Source organism: Sphingopyxis selenitireducens (assembly GCF_051550705.1).
Lineage (GTDB): Bacteria > Pseudomonadota > Alphaproteobacteria > Sphingomonadales > Sphingomonadaceae > Sphingopyxis.
Genome location: NZ_JBPULG010000001.1, coordinates 511,697 through 527,528, shown reverse-complemented (window position 1 = coordinate 527,528; position 15,832 = coordinate 511,697). Strand labels below are relative to the sequence as shown.

18 protein-coding genes are annotated in these 15,832 nt (G+C 65.3%); 8 read left to right on the top strand and 10 right to left on the bottom strand.

Annotated features, from left to right (window positions below; genetic code table 11):
• Window positions 1-235: 235 nt before the first annotated feature.
• A complete protein-coding gene (ispG, locus tag ACSYDV_RS02360; RefSeq protein ID WP_438322132.1) occupies window positions 236-1,387 on the bottom strand; it encodes a flavodoxin-dependent (E)-4-hydroxy-3-methylbut-2-enyl-diphosphate synthase in 1,152 nt (383 codons plus the stop codon).
• 257 nt (window positions 1,388-1,644) lie between these two features.
• Between ispG and ACSYDV_RS02355 the strand changes: the two genes are divergently transcribed.
• Window positions 1,645-2,403: a TorF family putative porin gene (locus ACSYDV_RS02355; RefSeq protein ID WP_438322131.1), complete on the top strand. Its 759-nt coding sequence runs from the start codon at window positions 1,645-1,647 to the stop codon at window positions 2,401-2,403.
• Between the two features lie 81 nt (window positions 2,404-2,484).
• On the opposite strand, the gene ACSYDV_RS02350 is transcribed toward ACSYDV_RS02355, so the two are convergent.
• Genes ACSYDV_RS02350 through ACSYDV_RS02335 form a run of 4 tightly spaced genes read right to left on the bottom strand, consistent with a single transcriptional unit; the run spans window position 2,485 to window position 7,440 of the window.
• Complete coding sequence (locus tag ACSYDV_RS02350; protein ID WP_438322130.1) at window positions 2,485-3,633, bottom strand: alpha-hydroxy acid oxidase; 1,149 nt, start codon at window positions 3,631-3,633, stop codon at window positions 2,485-2,487.
• Window positions 3,634-3,651: 18 nt separating this feature from the next.
• A complete protein-coding gene (locus ACSYDV_RS02345; RefSeq protein ID WP_438322129.1) occupies window positions 3,652-4,914 on the bottom strand; it encodes an NAD(P)/FAD-dependent oxidoreductase in 1,263 nt (420 codons plus the stop codon).
• A 4-nt stretch (window positions 4,915-4,918) separates the two neighbouring features.
• Entirely contained in the window at window positions 4,919-6,565 is a 1,647-nt protein-coding gene (locus ACSYDV_RS02340; RefSeq protein WP_438322128.1) for an amidohydrolase, read from the bottom strand.
• On the bottom strand, window positions 6,562-7,440 hold the full coding sequence (locus ACSYDV_RS02335; protein ID WP_438322127.1) for an NAD(P)-dependent oxidoreductase: 879 nt from the start codon (window positions 7,438-7,440) through the stop codon (window positions 6,562-6,564). Before ACSYDV_RS02335 ends, ACSYDV_RS02340 begins: the two co-directional genes overlap by 4 nt.
• 59 nt (window positions 7,441-7,499) lie before the next feature.
• Between ACSYDV_RS02335 and ACSYDV_RS02330 the strand changes: the two genes are divergently transcribed.
• From ACSYDV_RS02330 to ACSYDV_RS02315, 4 genes are read left to right on the top strand one after another with little or no spacing between them, the layout of a single operon-like run.
• Window positions 7,500-8,750 carry a threonine ammonia-lyase gene (locus ACSYDV_RS02330; RefSeq protein ID WP_438322126.1) on the top strand — a complete coding sequence of 417 codons (1,251 nt, stop codon included), beginning with the start codon at window positions 7,500-7,502 and terminating at the stop codon, window positions 8,748-8,750.
• 43 nt (window positions 8,751-8,793) lie between these two features.
• A complete protein-coding gene (locus ACSYDV_RS02325) occupies window positions 8,794-9,195 on the top strand; it encodes an acyl-CoA thioesterase (RefSeq protein ID WP_438322125.1) in 402 nt (133 codons plus the stop codon).
• Window positions 9,192-9,680, top strand: a complete 489-nt coding sequence (locus ACSYDV_RS02320; RefSeq protein WP_438322124.1) for a GNAT family N-acetyltransferase — start codon at window positions 9,192-9,194, stop codon at window positions 9,678-9,680. The genes ACSYDV_RS02325 and ACSYDV_RS02320 overlap by 4 nt, the downstream gene beginning before the upstream one ends.
• On the top strand, window positions 9,677-10,171 hold the full coding sequence (locus tag ACSYDV_RS02315; protein WP_438322123.1) for a GNAT family N-acetyltransferase: 495 nt from the start codon (window positions 9,677-9,679) through the stop codon (window positions 10,169-10,171). The genes ACSYDV_RS02320 and ACSYDV_RS02315 overlap by 4 nt, the downstream gene beginning before the upstream one ends.
• On the opposite strand, the gene ACSYDV_RS02310 is transcribed toward ACSYDV_RS02315, so the two are convergent.
• Both ACSYDV_RS02310 and ACSYDV_RS02305 read right to left on the bottom strand, forming a co-directional pair.
• Window positions 10,172-10,639, bottom strand: coding sequence for a MarR family transcriptional regulator (locus ACSYDV_RS02310; RefSeq protein ID WP_438322122.1), 468 nt, complete (start codon window positions 10,637-10,639; stop codon window positions 10,172-10,174). It abuts the gene before it with no gap.
• A complete protein-coding gene (locus ACSYDV_RS02305; RefSeq protein ID WP_438322121.1) occupies window positions 10,623-11,942 on the bottom strand; it encodes a S41 family peptidase in 1,320 nt (439 codons plus the stop codon). The genes ACSYDV_RS02310 and ACSYDV_RS02305 overlap by 17 nt, the downstream gene beginning before the upstream one ends.
• A gap of 167 nt (window positions 11,943-12,109) precedes the next feature.
• Between ACSYDV_RS02305 and ACSYDV_RS02300 the strand changes: the two genes are divergently transcribed.
• Entirely contained in the window at window positions 12,110-12,544 is a 435-nt protein-coding gene (locus ACSYDV_RS02300) for a VOC family protein (protein WP_438322120.1), read from the top strand.
• A gap of 248 nt (window positions 12,545-12,792) precedes the next feature.
• Entirely contained in the window at window positions 12,793-13,113 is a 321-nt protein-coding gene (locus tag ACSYDV_RS02295; RefSeq protein WP_438322119.1) for a 1-deoxy-D-xylulose-5-phosphate synthase, read from the top strand.
• Window positions 13,114-13,189: 76 nt separating this feature from the next.
• Here the strand turns inward: ACSYDV_RS02295 and ACSYDV_RS02290 are convergent, their stop codons facing one another.
• The 3 genes from ACSYDV_RS02290 to ACSYDV_RS02280 all read right to left on the bottom strand — a co-directional run bounded on the left by ACSYDV_RS02290 (window position 13,190) and on the right by ACSYDV_RS02280 (window position 15,065).
• The gene (locus tag ACSYDV_RS02290) at window positions 13,190-13,636 is read right to left on the bottom strand and encodes a hypothetical protein (protein ID WP_438322118.1); all 447 of its coding nucleotides are present in this window, start codon (window positions 13,634-13,636) and stop codon (window positions 13,190-13,192) included.
• 276 nt (window positions 13,637-13,912) lie between these two features.
• The gene (locus tag ACSYDV_RS02285; protein WP_438322117.1) at window positions 13,913-14,608 is read right to left on the bottom strand and encodes a class I SAM-dependent methyltransferase; all 696 of its coding nucleotides are present in this window, start codon (window positions 14,606-14,608) and stop codon (window positions 13,913-13,915) included.
• Entirely contained in the window at window positions 14,601-15,065 is a 465-nt protein-coding gene (locus ACSYDV_RS02280) for an RrF2 family transcriptional regulator (protein ID WP_438322116.1), read from the bottom strand. Before ACSYDV_RS02280 ends, ACSYDV_RS02285 begins: the two co-directional genes overlap by 8 nt.
• Before the next feature lie 245 nt (window positions 15,066-15,310).
• Between ACSYDV_RS02280 and ACSYDV_RS02275 the strand changes: the two genes are divergently transcribed.
• Window positions 15,311-15,829 carry a GNAT family N-acetyltransferase gene (locus tag ACSYDV_RS02275; RefSeq protein ID WP_438322115.1) on the top strand — a complete coding sequence of 173 codons (519 nt, stop codon included), beginning with the start codon at window positions 15,311-15,313 and terminating at the stop codon, window positions 15,827-15,829.
• The last annotated feature ends 3 nt before the right edge of the window (window positions 15,830-15,832 follow it).

Sequence of the window (15,832 nt, the reverse complement as noted above, 5' to 3'; positions counted from 1 at the left end):
GTCCCGGGTCAAGCCCGGGATGACGAAGGTGGGGAATGGCAGGTTTCCACCCCAAGCAGCCGCCTCTATCATCGTCATCCCGGACCCTTCGACAAGCTCAGGACAGGCTTGATCCGGGATCCACAGCAGCGTTGAAGTCATGCGCCCCGGATCAAGTCCGGGGTGACGAAAAGGGACAGCGACAGATTACCACCCCATTGCCGCCAATCCCGGCCGACAGGTCGAAGAACCGCCTCTACGCCGCCTTGCCGTGCAGCGTGTCCATGCTCACCGAACTGCCCGCGTCGATCTCGGCGGCCTTGGCTTCGACCAGCTTGACGATATGCGCGATCATGTCGGCGTCCTCGACATGATGGTCGGTGACGCCCGACAGGAAGACCATATGCTTGCCGTTGCCGCCGCCGGTGATGCCGATGTCGGTTTCGCGCGCTTCGCCGGGGCCGTTGACGACGCAGCCGAGGACCGAGAGCGACATCGGGGTCTTGATGTGGCCGAGCGCTTCTTCGAGCGCCTGCACCGTGCGGATGACGTCGAAACCCTGCCGCGCGCAGCTGGGGCAGCTGACGACACGGACGCCGCGGGTGCGCAGGCCCAGCGATTTCAGTATCTCGTAACCGACGCGGATTTCTTCCTCGGGTTCGGCCGACAGGCTGACGCGGATCGTGTCGCCGATCCCGGCCCACAGCAGGTTGCCGATGCCGAGCGCCGATTTGACGGTGCCGCCGATCAGCCCGCCCGCTTCGGTGATGCCAAGGTGCAGCGGACAGTCCACCGCGTCGGCAAGCTGCGCATAGGCGGCGACGGCAAGGAAGACGTCGCTCGCCTTCACCGCGACCTTATATTCGTGGAAATCATGGTCCTGCAGCAGCTTGATATGGTCGAGTGCGCTTTCGACCAGCGCCTCGGGGCAGGGCTCGCCATATTTTTCGAGCAGATCCTTTTCGAGGCTGCCGGCGTTGACCCCGATGCGGATCGCACAGCCATTCGCCTTCGCGGCGCGGACGACTTCGCCGACCCGCTCGCTGCTGCCGATATTGCCGGGGTTGATGCGCAGGCACGCGGCGCCCGCATCGGCGGCTTCCAGCGCGCGCTTATAATGAAAATGAATGTCGGCGATGATCGGGATGCGCGAAGCGCGGACGATCTTGCCGAGTGCCGCGGTCGATTCGGTGTCGGGGCAGGACACGCGGATCAGGTCGGCGCCGGCCTCCTCGCAACGGCGGATCTGGTCGATCGTCGCGACCGCGTCGCTGGTCAGCGTGTTGGTCATCGTCTGGACGCTGATCGGCGCGCCGCCGCCGACGGGGACGGCGCCGACCATGATCTGGCGGCTGGTCCGCCGCGCAATGTCGCGCCAGGGGCGCAGGCCGGGATTGTGATCGCTCATGGTTGCTGCTCGACAGAGGGGATATGCGCGCTCTTTAGCCGCCCGGCCGCAGCTTGGCAAAGACCAAGCGCGCGCAGAGCGCGTGTTGCGAAAAAGTCACAGTTGATTGCCGATTGTGCACCTCGACGCAATTTTCGTTTGTGCATTGCAGCAAAATCGGCAATTTCGAACGCGTTCGTCGTCACAGGCCCGCAACAAGAGGTATGGACGCTTACTGCAGGTGGGACGATCCGTTTCAGCCATTAGGGGGATCACCCATGAAGTTTCTCAACAAAGCGTGCTTTGGCATGCTGCTCGCGGCTTCGGCCATGTCGACGCCTGCCTTCGCCCAGGACGAAGAAGATACGGCTGCCATCGGCCCGTTCACCCTGTCGGGCGGCATTGCGGTCACATCTGACTATCGTTTCCGCGGCGTTTCGCTCTCGAACGAAAAAGTTGCGGTGCAGCCGACGCTGACCGCCAGCCATGACAGCGGTTTTTATGTTGGCGTGTGGGGCTCCTCGCTTCCCAACAGCCCCGCTTATGGCAAGTTCGAACTCGACGTCTATGGCGGCTTCGCCACCGAAATCGCTTCAGGGACGACCGTCGATCTGGGCGTGACCTATTACACCTATCCGGGCAGCCACGACGGCGGCGCGCCGACCGATTATTTCGAAGGCATCGGCAAGCTGTCGCACGACATCGGCCCGCTTTCGGTGACGGGTCAGGTCGCTTATGCGCCGAAGCAGAGCGCGCTCGGCGACGACGACAGCATCTACCTCAATCTCGGTGCCGGCTTTGGCGTGCCCAATACGCCGGTGACGTTGTCGGCCGCGGTCGGCTATACCGACGGCTCGCTGGGCCTCGTCGCCCCCGACGGCAATTATGTCGACTGGTCGGTCGGCGCTTCGGTTCCCGCCGGTCCGTTCACCCTCTCGGTCCAATATGTTGACACCGACGTCAAAAAGACGGGCGTCAAAGCGGTCGATACATTGTATGATCCAACCGTGGTCTTTACCCTCGGCGTGTCTTTCTGACCGCCTGACGGAATAAGGGACCATGCGTGAAGGGGGCGGCTTCGGGGGAGGCCGCCCCCTTTTTCGTGGAGACGGGCGGAATTAACGCCAGCGTAGATTATGGGGACCAAGGTCGGCGAGCGACTTTGCCCCCATCAGTTTCATGCCGCGCTCCATTTCGGCGCGGAGCAGCGCGATGGCGCGCGCGACGCCATCCTCGCCCGCCGCGGCGAGCGCATAGAGATAGAGGCGCCCGCCCGAACAGGCCTTCGCCCCGACCGACAGGGCTTTGAGCACATGGGTCCCGCGCGTGATGCCGCCGTCGCAGATCACCTCGACCTTGTCGCCGACCGCGTCGACAATCTCCGCCAGCGCATCGAAGGGGGAGATGCTGCCGTCGAGCTGGCGTCCGCCATGGTTCGACACCATGATCGCGGTCGCGCCGATGTCGACGGCGCGCTTTGCATCCTCGACCGCGGCGATGCCTTTCAGGCAGAAGGGGCCGTCCCATTGCTTGCGGATCGCCTCGGCGCGTTTCCAGTCGAGGCTCTGGTCGAGCATCGTCGTGAAATATTCGGCGACCGATTTGGGGACGCTCGATCCCTCGGACACATGGGTCGCGAGGTTGGGCAGGCTGAACTTCTCGCGCAGCACATAGTTGAGCCCCCAGCCGGGCTTGATCGCATAGCTCAGCATATTGCCCGGGGTGAAGCGCGGCGGCGAGGTGAAGCCCGAACGCAGGCAGCGTTCGCGGTTGCCGCCGACGATCGTATCGACGGTCAGCGCGACGGCATCGAATTTCGCATCGCGTGCCGCCTCCAGCATCGCGCGATTGAGCCCTTCGTCGTGGTGGACATACAGCTGGAACAGCTTGGGGCCGTTCGTCAGCGCGCCGGCTTCGGCCAGGCTGATCGTCGCGAGGCTGCTGATCCCCGCCATCGTTCCGGCATCGGCGGCGGCGCGTAATACCGCGCGCTCGCCCTGCCAGTGGAACAGCCGCTGCAGCGCGGTGGGTGACAGGAACAGCGGCATCGCCATCTCGCGCCCGAACAGGGTGGTGGTCATGTTGACGCTGTCGACACCGGCCAGAACGCGCGGGATCAGGTCGCAATCGTCAAAGGCCGCGCGGTTGCGGCGGCGCGTCACCTCGTCGTCGGCGGCGCCGTCGATATAGTCGAACACCGGCCAGGGCAGGCGCCGCTTCGCGAGCGCGCGGAAATCGTCGATATTATGGCATTCGTTCAGGCGCATTGGATCCCCCCGGAAAAATCAGGATGGCGGCGGGGGCGGTGCAATGACGCCCCCCGTCAACCGCGCGAGCGCCCAGCGCGGCTCGATCGGGCGCGCGGCGTCGGTGACATGCGCGGCGACCCGCGCGCCGATCGCGGGGGCGAGCGCAAAGGCGCGGCCCGCAGCGCCGCCGACGACCCATGTGCGCGGCTGGTTCGGCAAACGGTCGAGCAGCAGGTCGCCGGTCGTCGTGCGGCAATCATGCACGGCGGCGCTCGCGATCACCGGCGCGGTGGCAAGGTGGGGCAGGCGGCCGGCAATCCACTGGCGGATATCGGCCAGCGCGCGTTCGTCGGCGCGGCGGTCGAAGCTGTCGGGATCGACGCTGGCATCGGCGGCGCTCCGCCAGCAGCGCACCCCGGCGCCCTCGACATCGGGGATCAGGTGAAAGCCATAGGCGCGGTCGATCAGTGCGGGCATCGCGGGCGGGCGGAACTGCGTGTCGCCCTGCCCGGGGCCGAAATGGAAGACTTGCTGGCGCACCGCCGACAAGCGCTGCGGCGTCAGTATCTGCGGGAACAACTCGGTCAGCCACGCGCCGGTGGCATAGACGATGCTGCGCGCGGTGCCGCCGTCGGGCAGCATATAGACGTCGCGTTTCTTGTCGCGGAGCGGCGCGGGCATCACGACATCCTCGACCGCGATCTGCGCGTCGAGAATGGTTTCGAGCACGCCGCGCTGGCCGGCGAGGATCGCGGCCTTTTCGGCAATCAGCGCGCTTTCATCCTCGCGCCACGCGATCTGGGGATAGCGATGGCGCAGCTTCGCTCCGCTCTCGCGGTTGGTGTCGCGCAGATCGGCCATCGCGTCGGCGGCGGCCAGCGTGGTCAGGGCTTCGCAGCGGGTGACAATCGGCAGGCTGGCGCTGTCGGAGAGTTTTTGCCACGCGCCAAGACTCTCTGCCGCCAGCGCGGCATAGAGCGTGTCGCCGCCCTGCACGGGATCGAGCATCATCGACGACAGGCTCGATGCGGCGCGGCCGCCGCCGGGGCCATAGGCGTCGAACAGCCGCACGCTCTGTCCGGCGCGGACGAGGTGCCATGCGGTCCATGCGCCGATCGCACCGGCGCCGATCACCGCGACGTCGACATGCTTTTCGGGCGCCTTCGCGCCCTTACGGCGGCGCGACGCGCGGGGCTCGGGCGGGTCCTTGCGCTTGGGTTCCTTCTTCGCGGCGCCGAGCGCGAGCGCGGCGGGGACGACGGCGAGCGCGCCCAGCATCCGGCGGCGGTTGATCGCCATCGCGTCAGTCCTTCTTCTTGTAATAACGATAGCCGCCGATCCACGTTTCCAGCGGGACCATGCGGCGGATTTCGTCGGGGCTGGCGAGCATCGGGTCGGCATCGACGATCAGGAAATCGGCGCGCATTCCGGGCATCAGCGTGCCGAGCCGGTCCTCCGCAAAGGCCGCATAAGCCGCGTTGCGCGTGAAGCCGTCGAGCGCGACTTCGCGGCTCACCGTTTCTTCGGGACGCCAGCCGCCAAAGGGCTGGCCCGCGGCGTCGGTGCGCGAAATGGCGGCGGCGATGCCGGGAAAGGGGTTCGCGCTCTCGACCGGCACATCGGATCCGAAAGCCAGCCGCGCCCCGGCATTGGCCAGACTGCGCCACGCATAGGCGCCCTTCAGCCGGTCGGGGCCGAGCCGCGCCTCCGCCATCAGGCGGTCACTCGTCTGGTGGACGGGCTGCATCGAGGCGATGACCTTCAGCTGCGCGAAGCGCGGGATGTCGACGGGGTCGATGATCTGCGCATGCTCGATCCGCCAGCGGCGCTCGCCCGGCAGGTCGGCGGTCAGGTCGGTGATCGCGTCGAGCGCCTCGGCATTCGCCGCGTCGCCGATCGCGTGGATCGCGACCTGAAATTTGTCCATCGACGCGCGGACCATCTTGTTGCGAAGCTGCGCGGGGGTGAGGAGGGGCAGGCCCTTTTGCCCCGGCGCGTCGCTATAGGGCGCCTTCAGCCACGCGCCGCGCGATCCGAGCGCGCCGTCGAGGTAAAGCTTCACCCCGACCATGCGCAGCCGGTCGTCATAGAGCCACGGCGTCGGCTCACCCCCGGCGATCAGCGCCATATTGTCGATGTCGCCGCCATAGGAGAGGATGCGGATTGCCAGCTGTTTCTTGTCGCCGGCGCGGCGATACGCCTGCCAGTCGGCGATCGACGTGCCCATGTCGGCGATGCTGGTCACGCCCTGCGCCATCAGCTTTTGCTGCGCCAGATAGAGCGCGCGGTCGAGGTCGCGCGCCAGCGGTTTGGGCTTGGCGGCGTCGACAAGGCTCATCGCGGCGTCGATGAAGACCCCGCTCGGCTTGCCCCCCGCCATTTCGATGCGACCGCCCTCGGGCGATTTGCTCGCGGCGGTAATCTTGGCCGACGCCATGGCGGCGCTGTTCGCCCAGCCGGCGTGACCATCGACGCGTTCGAGCCAGACCGGGCGGTTCGGTACCGCGGCATCGAGGTCGGCGCTGGTCGGAAAACGGCCAAGACCCCATTTTTCCTGATTCCAGCCGCGCCCGATGATCCACGGCATTTCGGGATTGTCGGCGGCATATTTGCGGATCGCCGCCTGCGCCTCGGCGAGCGAGCTTGTCTCGCTGAGGTCGAGCAGCATCAGCTGGAAGCCCAGCCCCATGACATGGCCGTGCGCGTCGATCAGCCCCGGGATCAGGGTGCGGCCCTTGCCGTCCTCCTTGAAATCGGGGCGCTCGGGGCGCTTGTCCTTGCGGTCGAGCAACTGCTTGACCTTGCCCTGCGTGTCGATGACCAGCCCGGTAAAGCGGACGAGCTTGCCGTCCTTGTCCAATGTAACGCCGTTAACATTGTCGACCAGCGTGTCGGCGTGCGCGGGGACGGCGAGGGTCAAAGCCAACGCAGTGAGAGCAAGACGCTTCACTTCGGCAGCCTCGTCACCAGCGAACTCGTGTCGCGCCGCCCATGGCCCATATCCTGCACATCGGCGTAAAACTGATCGACGATCGCCGCGACGGGCAGCGTCGCGCCATTGACCCGCGCTTCGTCGAGCGCGAGGCCCAGATCCTTGCGCATCCAGTCGACGGCAAAGCCGAAGTCGAATTCATCCTTCGACATCGTGCCCCAGCGGTTGAGCATCTGCCAGCTGGCCGCCGCGCCGCCCGATACCGCCTCGAACACCTTGTCGGTGTCGAGCTTCGACGCCTGTGCGAAACGCAGCGCCTCGGACAGACCCTGAAGCACACCGGCGATCGCGATCTGGTTGACCATCTTGGTTGTCTGCCCCGCGCCGGGGCCGCCGATATGGACGATGCGGCCCGCATAAGCGCGCATCACCGGCTCGGCGGCTTCGAACGCGGCCTTCGACCCGCCGCACATGACCGAGAGGGTTCCCGCCTGCGCGCCCGATTCGCCGCCCGATACGGGGGCGTCGACGCAGAGCAGCCCCAGTGTTTCGGCCTCGACCGACAATTGGCGCGCGATGCGGGCGGAAACGGTGGTGTGATCGACGAACAGCGCCCCCCGGCGCATCGCCTTGAACGCGCCATCGCGGCCCAATGTCACCTGCGCCAGATCATCGTCATTGCCGACGCAGGCGAGGACGACATCGGCGTCCTTCGCGGCTTCGGCGGGGGTTGCCGCCGCCGCGCCGCCATATTGCGCCACCCAGGCGTCGGCCTTGGCGCGGGTGCGGTTGTAAACGGAGAGGTCGTGCCCCGCCTTGACGAGGTGGCCCGCCATCGGTCCGCCCATGACGCCGGTCCCGATAAAGCTGACGCGCAATTTTTGTTCGTTCATGGGGGAGTTCATAAGCATAGTTTGCGCGGCGCGCCAGATGCGGTAGGGCCGCTATCGCTATGACAGATCAACTCACCCTGACCGCTGTTGCCGATTATCCGGCGATCACTCTGGACGATGTGCGCGCGGCGGCGGAGCGAATTAACGGTTCGGTGGTCCGCACCCCGACGCTGCATTCGCAGACGCTGTCCGAACTGGTCGGCGCCGAAGTGTGGCTGAAGTTCGAGAATCTGCAATTCACCGCCGCCTATAAGGAGCGCGGGGCGCTGAACGCGCTGCTGCTGCTCAGTGACGAAGCCAAGGCGCGCGGCGCGATCGCGGCCTCGGCGGGCAATCATGCGCAGGGCCTCGCCTATCATGGCAAGCGGCTCGGCGTTCCGGTCACCATCGTGATGCCCAGCACCACGCCGCAGGTGAAAGTGTCGCAGACCGCGAGCCATGGCGCGACGATCGTCCTGCATGGCGAGACCTTCGACGATGCCTATGCCCATGCGCGCGTGCTGGAGGTCGAACGCGGCCTCACCTTCGTCCATCCCTTCGACCATCCGCATGTTGCGGCGGGGCAGGGAACGGTCGCACTCGAAATGCTGGAGGATGTGCCCGATCTCGACACGCTGATCGTGCCGATCGGCGGCGGCGGACTGCTCACCGGCATGGGCACCGCGGCGCGCGGGATCAAGAACGACATGCGGCTGATCGGCGTGCAGGCCGAACTTTATCCCTCAATGTACGCCGAACTTAATGGTGTGGACATGGCGTGCGAGGGCGACACGCTGGCCGAGGGGATCGCGGTCAAGGAACCCGGCGAATATACGCGCAAGATCGTCGCCGACCTCAACGACGATATCGTGCTGGTGGCCGAACGCCACCTCGAACGCGCGGTCAGCCTGTTGCTCCAGATCGAAAAGACGGTGGTCGAGGGTGCGGGCGCGGCGGGGCTCGCCGCAATGCTCGCGCATCCCGAGGAGTTCAGGGGGCGCAAGGTCGGGCTGGTACTCACCGGCGGCAATATCGACACGCGCCTGCTCGCGAATGTGCTGCTGCGCGATTTGGCGCGGTCGGGCCGCATCGCGCGGCTGCGTATCCGCTTGCAGGATCGCCCCGGCGCGCTGTTCAAGGTGATGAAGCTGTTCGACGAGAAACAGGTCAACATCATCGAAATCTATCACCAGCGCATCTTCACGACGCTGCCCGCCAAGGGGCTGATCACCGACATCGAATGCGAAGCGCGCGACCGCGAACATCTCGACAGCCTCGTCGCCGCACTGCGCGAAGCGGGCTATATGGTGACCACGGTGGAACTGGCTTAGCTCACCCCTCCCGCTGGCGGGAGGGGATTGCTATGGATAGCCGATGAAAGAATTTACCCTCCAGCTCACCGCCACCCCCGATGCGATCGACGAGCTCGGCCATGTCAACAATGCCGTCTGGGTCCAGTGGATCCAGCAGGTCGCGACCGGCCATTGGGACGCCGCGGCGCCGCAGAGCCACAAGGACGCCTATATCTGGGTCGTGGTGCGGCACGAGATCGACTATCTGCGCGCGCTCGGCCCCGGCGAAAGCGTCACCGCGCGCACATGGGTCGCCGACAAGCCGCAGGGCGCGAAGTTCGACCGCCATATGGAATTCACCGGCGCTGACGGCAAAGTCCATGTCCGCGCGCGAACGGTGTGGGCGTTGCTCGACAAGGCAAGCGGCCGGCCGCTCCGCGTGACCGCTGACGTGGTCGCGCCGTTCCTCGGCGATGCGAAATGAGCGGCGCGGGCGCGTGGCGGCCGATGCGCGCGGATGATCTGCCGACCGTCGTCCGCATTTCCGATGTGGTTCACGGCGAGTTTACGGAGCCGCTGGAAACCTTTGCCGACCGCCTCGCGCATTATCCCGCGGGCTGCGCGATCCTTGAACGCGATGGCGAGGCGCTGGGCTATCTGATCAGCCACCCCTGGCCGCGCGATGCGGCGCCGCCAAAGCTCGGAGTGCGGATGGCGGCGATTCCGGCGTCGGACAGCTATTATCTCCACGACATCGCCTTGCTGCCTGCGGCGCGCGGAACCGGGGCCGGGGCCACGGCAACCGCCTTCGTCGTGCATCAGGCACAGGCCGAAGGCTGCCGCGACGTGCGGCTCGTCGCGATTCAGGGCGCCGACAGCTATTGGCACCGACAGGGGTTCGATTATGCCGGGGCCGAACCCTATGGGCCGGGCTCATATCTGATGCAGCGCGCGATCGAAGCGGCATGACCGTATCGTTGCGGATCCGGCCTGCGCGCGCCGACGACGCCCCCGCGATCTGGGCCATCCTAGAACCGGTGATCCGCGCGGGCGAAACCTATGCGCTCGATCGTGATATGAGCGAGACCGACGCGCTCGCCTACTGGTTCGGGTCGGACAAGGAGGTGTTCGTCGCGGAGGAAGACGGTGTTGTTCTCGGTACCTATAATTTGCGCGCCAATCAGGCGGGCGGCGGCCGTCATGTCTGCAATGCGGGCTATATGACCGGAGCCCGGTCGACCGGGCGCGGAATCGCGCGGGCGATGTGCCTCCATTCGATCGACCATGCAAAGCGGGGCGGCTTTCGCGCCATTCAGTTCAATTTCGTCGTGAGCACCAACGTCCGTGCGGTCGGGCTGTGGCAGTCGCTGGGGTTCGACGTGGTCGGCCGCCTGCCGGGCGCGTTTGCGCACCCGGCGGACGGCTTCGTCGACGCGCTGGTGATGGTCCGGCCGCTCTGACTATGTCTTGAAGCGTTTGGCCAGCGGCTTGTCGGCGAGCGCGTTCAGCGCCTTCAATATCGCGCTATGGACGTCGCCGACTTCGTCGAAGAGGTCGCGATATACCTCCGAAATCCGGACACTATAGGCCTCGATCCGGTCCTGTTGCCTGCGCCCCTCGGCGGTCAGCCGGAAAATCTTGCGCCGCGCATCGGCGGGGTCGGCGTGCTGTGTGATGACGCCGAGGCGCAGCAGCGCCGGGCATTTCTGGATCACCAGCTGATGCGACTGGCCGAGCGCGCGGGCGAGCTCGGCTGCCGTGGCTTCACCTGCCGCCTCCAGCGCGGCGAGCAGGGAGCAGGAGCGGACAGGGACGGTAATTCCCATATCGTCGAACAGCGGGCGCGTCTGTTCCTCGATCCGCTGGCTCAGCGCTTCGCTGAGGCGGCCGAGGAACGAGATGTCGTCGAGATCAGTCGATGCGGGCATAGGTCTGGGTTGTTCCGTCGCGGTCGATGCGTTCGAGCGCGGTGACCTTGCCGCCTTTGCGAACGACGCGGAAGCGGAAATCGCGCACGCCTTCGACTGCCAGCAAATCGCCAGCGAGCGGTTCAAGCGCCAGCCGGAAGCGTTCGCGCCAGGTATAGAGGAGTTTTCCGTCGACAAGGTCGACGCGCCGCCCTTCGTAGCGGCCGGCGATCGCCTTGAGCGCGGCGGCGGACGGCTGCGGGCGCGCGGCGAGTTCGGGAGCGAACCAGTCGGCGTCGGCGCGTTTGGCAGGATCGGTTTTGGCAAGGTCGGCCAGCGCGAGGCGATGCGCGGCGGCCAGTGCGTCGGCGGACGGCATCGGGTGGTCGGGCGTGACGCCCTGTCCCTCGAAATCGCCGCGATCGACGGGATCGCGAATCTGGCCGATCGGTACCTGAAGGAAGAAGTCGGTTCCGACGGGCTTGCGGTCGACCGGATGCGCGCCGCCTGCGGTGCGTTCGCCCACCAGTGTGGCGCGGCCCAGCTTCTTCAGCGTGTAGGCGAACCATTCGGCCGCCGAAAAGCTGGTCGATCCGGTCAGGATATAGACTGGCTTTCCGGTCAGGCGTTTCGCCGGAAGCGCGGGGAGGACCCATTGGCCGCGTTCGACGCGGCGGCCGTCGAGGTTGTAATAATAATCGAACAGCTCCTGATCCTTGTCGCCGGGAAAGAGCTGGCTCGCCAGCAATTGCGCCATCTCCAGATGGCCGCCATTATTATAGCGCAGGTCATAGATCACCGCGTCGCCATTCTCGATAAAGCGCATCGCCGCTGCGGCGGCATCATAGCCAAGTTCGGGGTCGGCGAAATGCCTGAGGTCGATATAGGCGATGTTGCCGTCCAGAAGGCGCAGGCCGGCAAAGCCGAAATTCTGCCGGGCCTCCTCGCGCCGGTCGTCTTCGCGCAATGCCGCGACGCGCGCGGGGTCCTGCCGCGCGGCATAGTCGGCGACCCATGCCGGATCGACCCCCAAGGCGAAATGCAGATCGTTGCTCGCCTCGATCAGATCGTCGGTCAACGCGCGTGCGAGCGCGCGCTGGTCGGGCGCGGCATCATAATCGCCGGCATCGAGGTGGCGGCGCAGCGTCGCGGCGATCGTCTTCGCCTTGTCGGGAAAGACATAATTGGCTTCGAGCGTCTGGCCGAGCTGATCGACGACGGCGCGCTTGTCGGCGGCGGAGAGCGGCGCTTCCTGCGCTGCGGCGACCGGCACCAGCCAAAGAGTGGTGACGGTCAGGAGGAGGGGCCAGCGCTTGTTTTTCATCGGGTTTCTGCCTGTCGGATGATTCGTACAATATATTGCGCAATATGTTGTAAAAATCCTGTGCGCAAGAGGGGGCGATGAATCCGGGCGGCGCAAAGCGCGGAACCATATCCGCGCCGGGCGGGTTTTCGAGGGCGGCAGGCGGGCGTCAAAAAGGAGTGAAGCGGATGGAAACGCAAATGCTGCATCGCGGCCGTTTGATCGATCATATCCAGCTGGTGGTCGCCGACCTGAAGGCGAGCCGCGCCTTTTACGGCGCGCTGTTCGAAGTACTGAAGGTGCCGATCGGCGGCGAGGCCGAGGATTATTTCTGGGCCGACGAACTGTTCGTCTCGACCGCCGATAGCGAAGCCGCGCTCGGCAAGCTGACCGGCCGGCACCATCTGGCGTTCCAGGCGGCAGACCGGGCAGCGGTCGACGCCTTTCACAAGGCGGGGCTGGCCGCGGGCGGCCGCGACAATGGCGCGCCGGGCGAACGGCCCTATCATCCGGGCTATTACGCCGCGTTCCTGCTCGATCCCGACGGGAATAATATCGAGGCGGTCTATCATGGCGCGCATGAACGGAGCGCGCCGTCGGTGGAGATAAGGTTCGAGGGCTGATGTTGGCTATGGGGTGGGAATCTGTCGCTCCCTCCTTTCGTCATCCCGGGCTTGACCCGGGACCCGCCTTCCTCCCCCTCGACCTTGCAAAGGCAAGGCAGGCTCCGGGTCAAGCCCGGGGTGACGGGAAGTGTTCGGCTGCTGTCGGTCGTTTTAGGCCATCAAGCCGGATCGGCTGTGATCAACCGAAACGGGATGGAAAGCCGCCATAGGATTGGTAAGTCTCTGGCCCAAGGAGGCTTCATACAATGAGCGCCAAGAAAACGCGGATAATGTACATCGAAGACAAGTCGGAAGGTCTCAATGGGCCAGCAAGAATCGGCCGGGTGACTTATTCAAAAACTGGCCAGTCGATCTATTACGGAGGTCGCACCTTTCAACGACTGGGTGGTGACGGATTTAAGGCCAACTATTTCGACGCCGACACAGGCGATCACTTTTGGATCTCCGGCCCCCGAAAAGATGGCCAAGACCGGCTATATCCATCCAGTTCTATGTCGGTGGAAATCGACCCTGACGTTCACGACGAATATTGGAGCGACATTCGAGGTCGAGCCGGCGCGCAATGAGCGCAACCGGTCGTTAGCGGTAATCCGCGCCGGATCGACAGCGAATATCGGGAATGGGGTGGGAAGCGGTCGCCTGTTATGTGGTGCGGTAAAAACTCTGATCGAAATCCAAGCTTGCCCGGAACGTAAGCGCGGTGACGATATTATCTCCGCCGCCAAGCGTGCTCCCCTCGGCGCTTAGGTCGAATTTGAAACTCATGGCGACGACGAAGGATGGGGGAAAATCCGATCTCCCACAGCGGAGATCGCTAGGAGAGTAAGGAGGAGGATTTGGCCCAGCGTTGAAAACAGCCATGGAATATAGGATGGGCTGGAGCGGGTCGAACATCAGGCCACTAAAATCTCCGACTATTTCGGGGAAGCGTTCGTGGAAAAGACCGAGTGTGTTTGCGTTTCCCCAGCGCTCTCCCATAACGTCACTTCGGATATCGAGATTGACGCGCGGAGCGCAATGTTTGCGAACGAATTCTTCGATGGAGCCGTCGTTCCAATGTTGCCGCAAAGCTTCAAACTTATGGGACATTCTCTCGCGATCTTTCCCAGCTACTGAGAAAGGAAGTGTTATGGAGGCACAGGCTACCGCGCGATCTGGTATAGCCGATAGGGCCACGAGGCCTGACGCTAGCGCGATGGCTTCTCTACGATCCAGCGTCATTTTACCTCCCCGTTTCGAACGTGCTTCGACAAACGGGATAAATCCCAGCGGTTAACGTCTTCTAACGGTCGCTAGCTGCCATTCCCACTTCGTCATCCCGGACTTGATCCGGGATCCACCGCAGCTTCCGCTCCTTACCCGCCGTCAGGCATAACCCACCCATCCGCGCCAAGTGAAGGCGGCGTAGAATTGTTCGACCCCTGTGAAACCCGCGGCGCGCAGCACTTCGATGTCGGCCTCGGGGCTCAGCATGGCGACATGGGTGGCGACGGCCTCGCGGCCTTTGGCGACCTGGTCGGGATCGCCGCCCGAGGCGATGGCAAAGGCCGCGTAGCGGTCCAGCCAGCGGTCGCGCTCGTCCGGTCCTTGCGGAAAACTGCCGTGCGCGGCGACGAAGGGCGCGCCGGGTTTCAACCGTTTACGGATTTCGGCGGCGGTGCGAATGCGTTCTTCGGTATCGAGGAAATGGAGGGTCAGGAGGCAGGTCGCGCCGTCGAACGGGCCGGCGGGGGCGTCGTCGATATAGCCTTCGATCAGCTCGGCGCGGGGCGCGTCGGGGCCCATCACATCGGCGGCAAGGTCGAGCATCGGGCCTGCCGGGTCGACGCCGGTAAAGCGCCAGCCGGGATATGCCTGTGCCATCGCCTTCAGCTCGCTGCCGCCGCCCGCGCCGAGGACGAGGATATGGGCATCGCGCGGGACGCGCTCGGCCAGCAAAAGTCCGGTCATCCGGTGGAGGCCGTCGAGGCCGGGGACGAAACGCCGCGGCCCTTCAGTATAGCGCGCGACCGCTTCGGGGTCCTTGAAACTGTCGAGAAAATGTTGGGCGCCTTCAGCCATGGATATGCTCCTGCGGGGTGGGGGAGGGGAATCGTGCGGCCATGCGCGCGTGGAAATCGGCGGCCAGCTCGGCGATCGTCACCTCGCCGAAGCGGGTCAGAAGCAGCGCTTCGGCGTCGCGAAAACTGGTGTCGAGCGCGGCGTTGACCGCCTGTTCGACGAGGCAGCCGGGCGCCTCGGTGCGGTTGCCCATCGCCATCAGCGCCGGGCGTCCGATCGCATCGTAAATGTCGCGCATCGTGATGGTCGAAAGGTCGCGTGCGATCGTCCAGCCGCCGCCATGCCCCTTCTCGCTATGGACGAAGCCCGCCTCGCGCAGCCCGCCGAGGATACGGCGGACGACCACCGCGTGGGTCTGCATCGCTTTCGCAAGCTGTTCGGATGTCATCGGCGCATCCCGCTCTGCCATATGGAGCAGCAGGTGGAGTACGCCCGAAAGTCGGCTGTCTCGTTTCATGTAACTTTATATAGTGCGTGAAATCGCATCGTCAAGCGGGGGCTTGATCGCGGCCACCGTCGCTGATAGGTCCGCCCACGATGACCAACGACCGATCCAATCGATTCAAGGCGTATTGGCGCTCCTTTACATAGGAGCGGCATGGCATCACCTTATGACCATCGCCGCCGTGTTCGGACAGGCGAATGGTCATCATCACACCACTTACCCCCGGTCACGGCGTGCGCTTTTGAAGAAGACGCGACATGACCGATACATTGCTTGCCCTGTCGACCGAAAATTGCCGCATCGCGCCGTTGCACGCCGATGATGCGCGCGCACTCGCCGAGATCACCGACGAATCGGTGACCGCGCAGGTCCATTTCCTGCCCACCCCGTTCACAGAGGCCGATGCCCGCGCGCTGATCGCCCGGTCGGGCGGCGGCGACGTCTTTCACGCGGTGCGCGATCCCAGCGGCGCCGAACTCAACGGGGTGATCGGCGTCCATCGCCGCGCAGGGGAGGAATATGAGATCGGATATTGGTTCGCCGCGCGGGCACGCGGTCGCGGCATCGCGACCGAGGCGGTGCGCGCGGTGATCGACACGCTCGTCGCGTCGCGGCCCGGCTGTTCGATCGTCGCCGAATGCCGTCCGGAGAATGATCGCTCGCGCGCCCTGCTGCGGCGGATCGGTTTCGTGCCGACGGGGCTGGCGGGGCGACGTCCGGGGCGGATGCTGCTGTCGTGGCGCGCCGCGCCGGCGTATCGCATCGACGTGTGCTGAGCG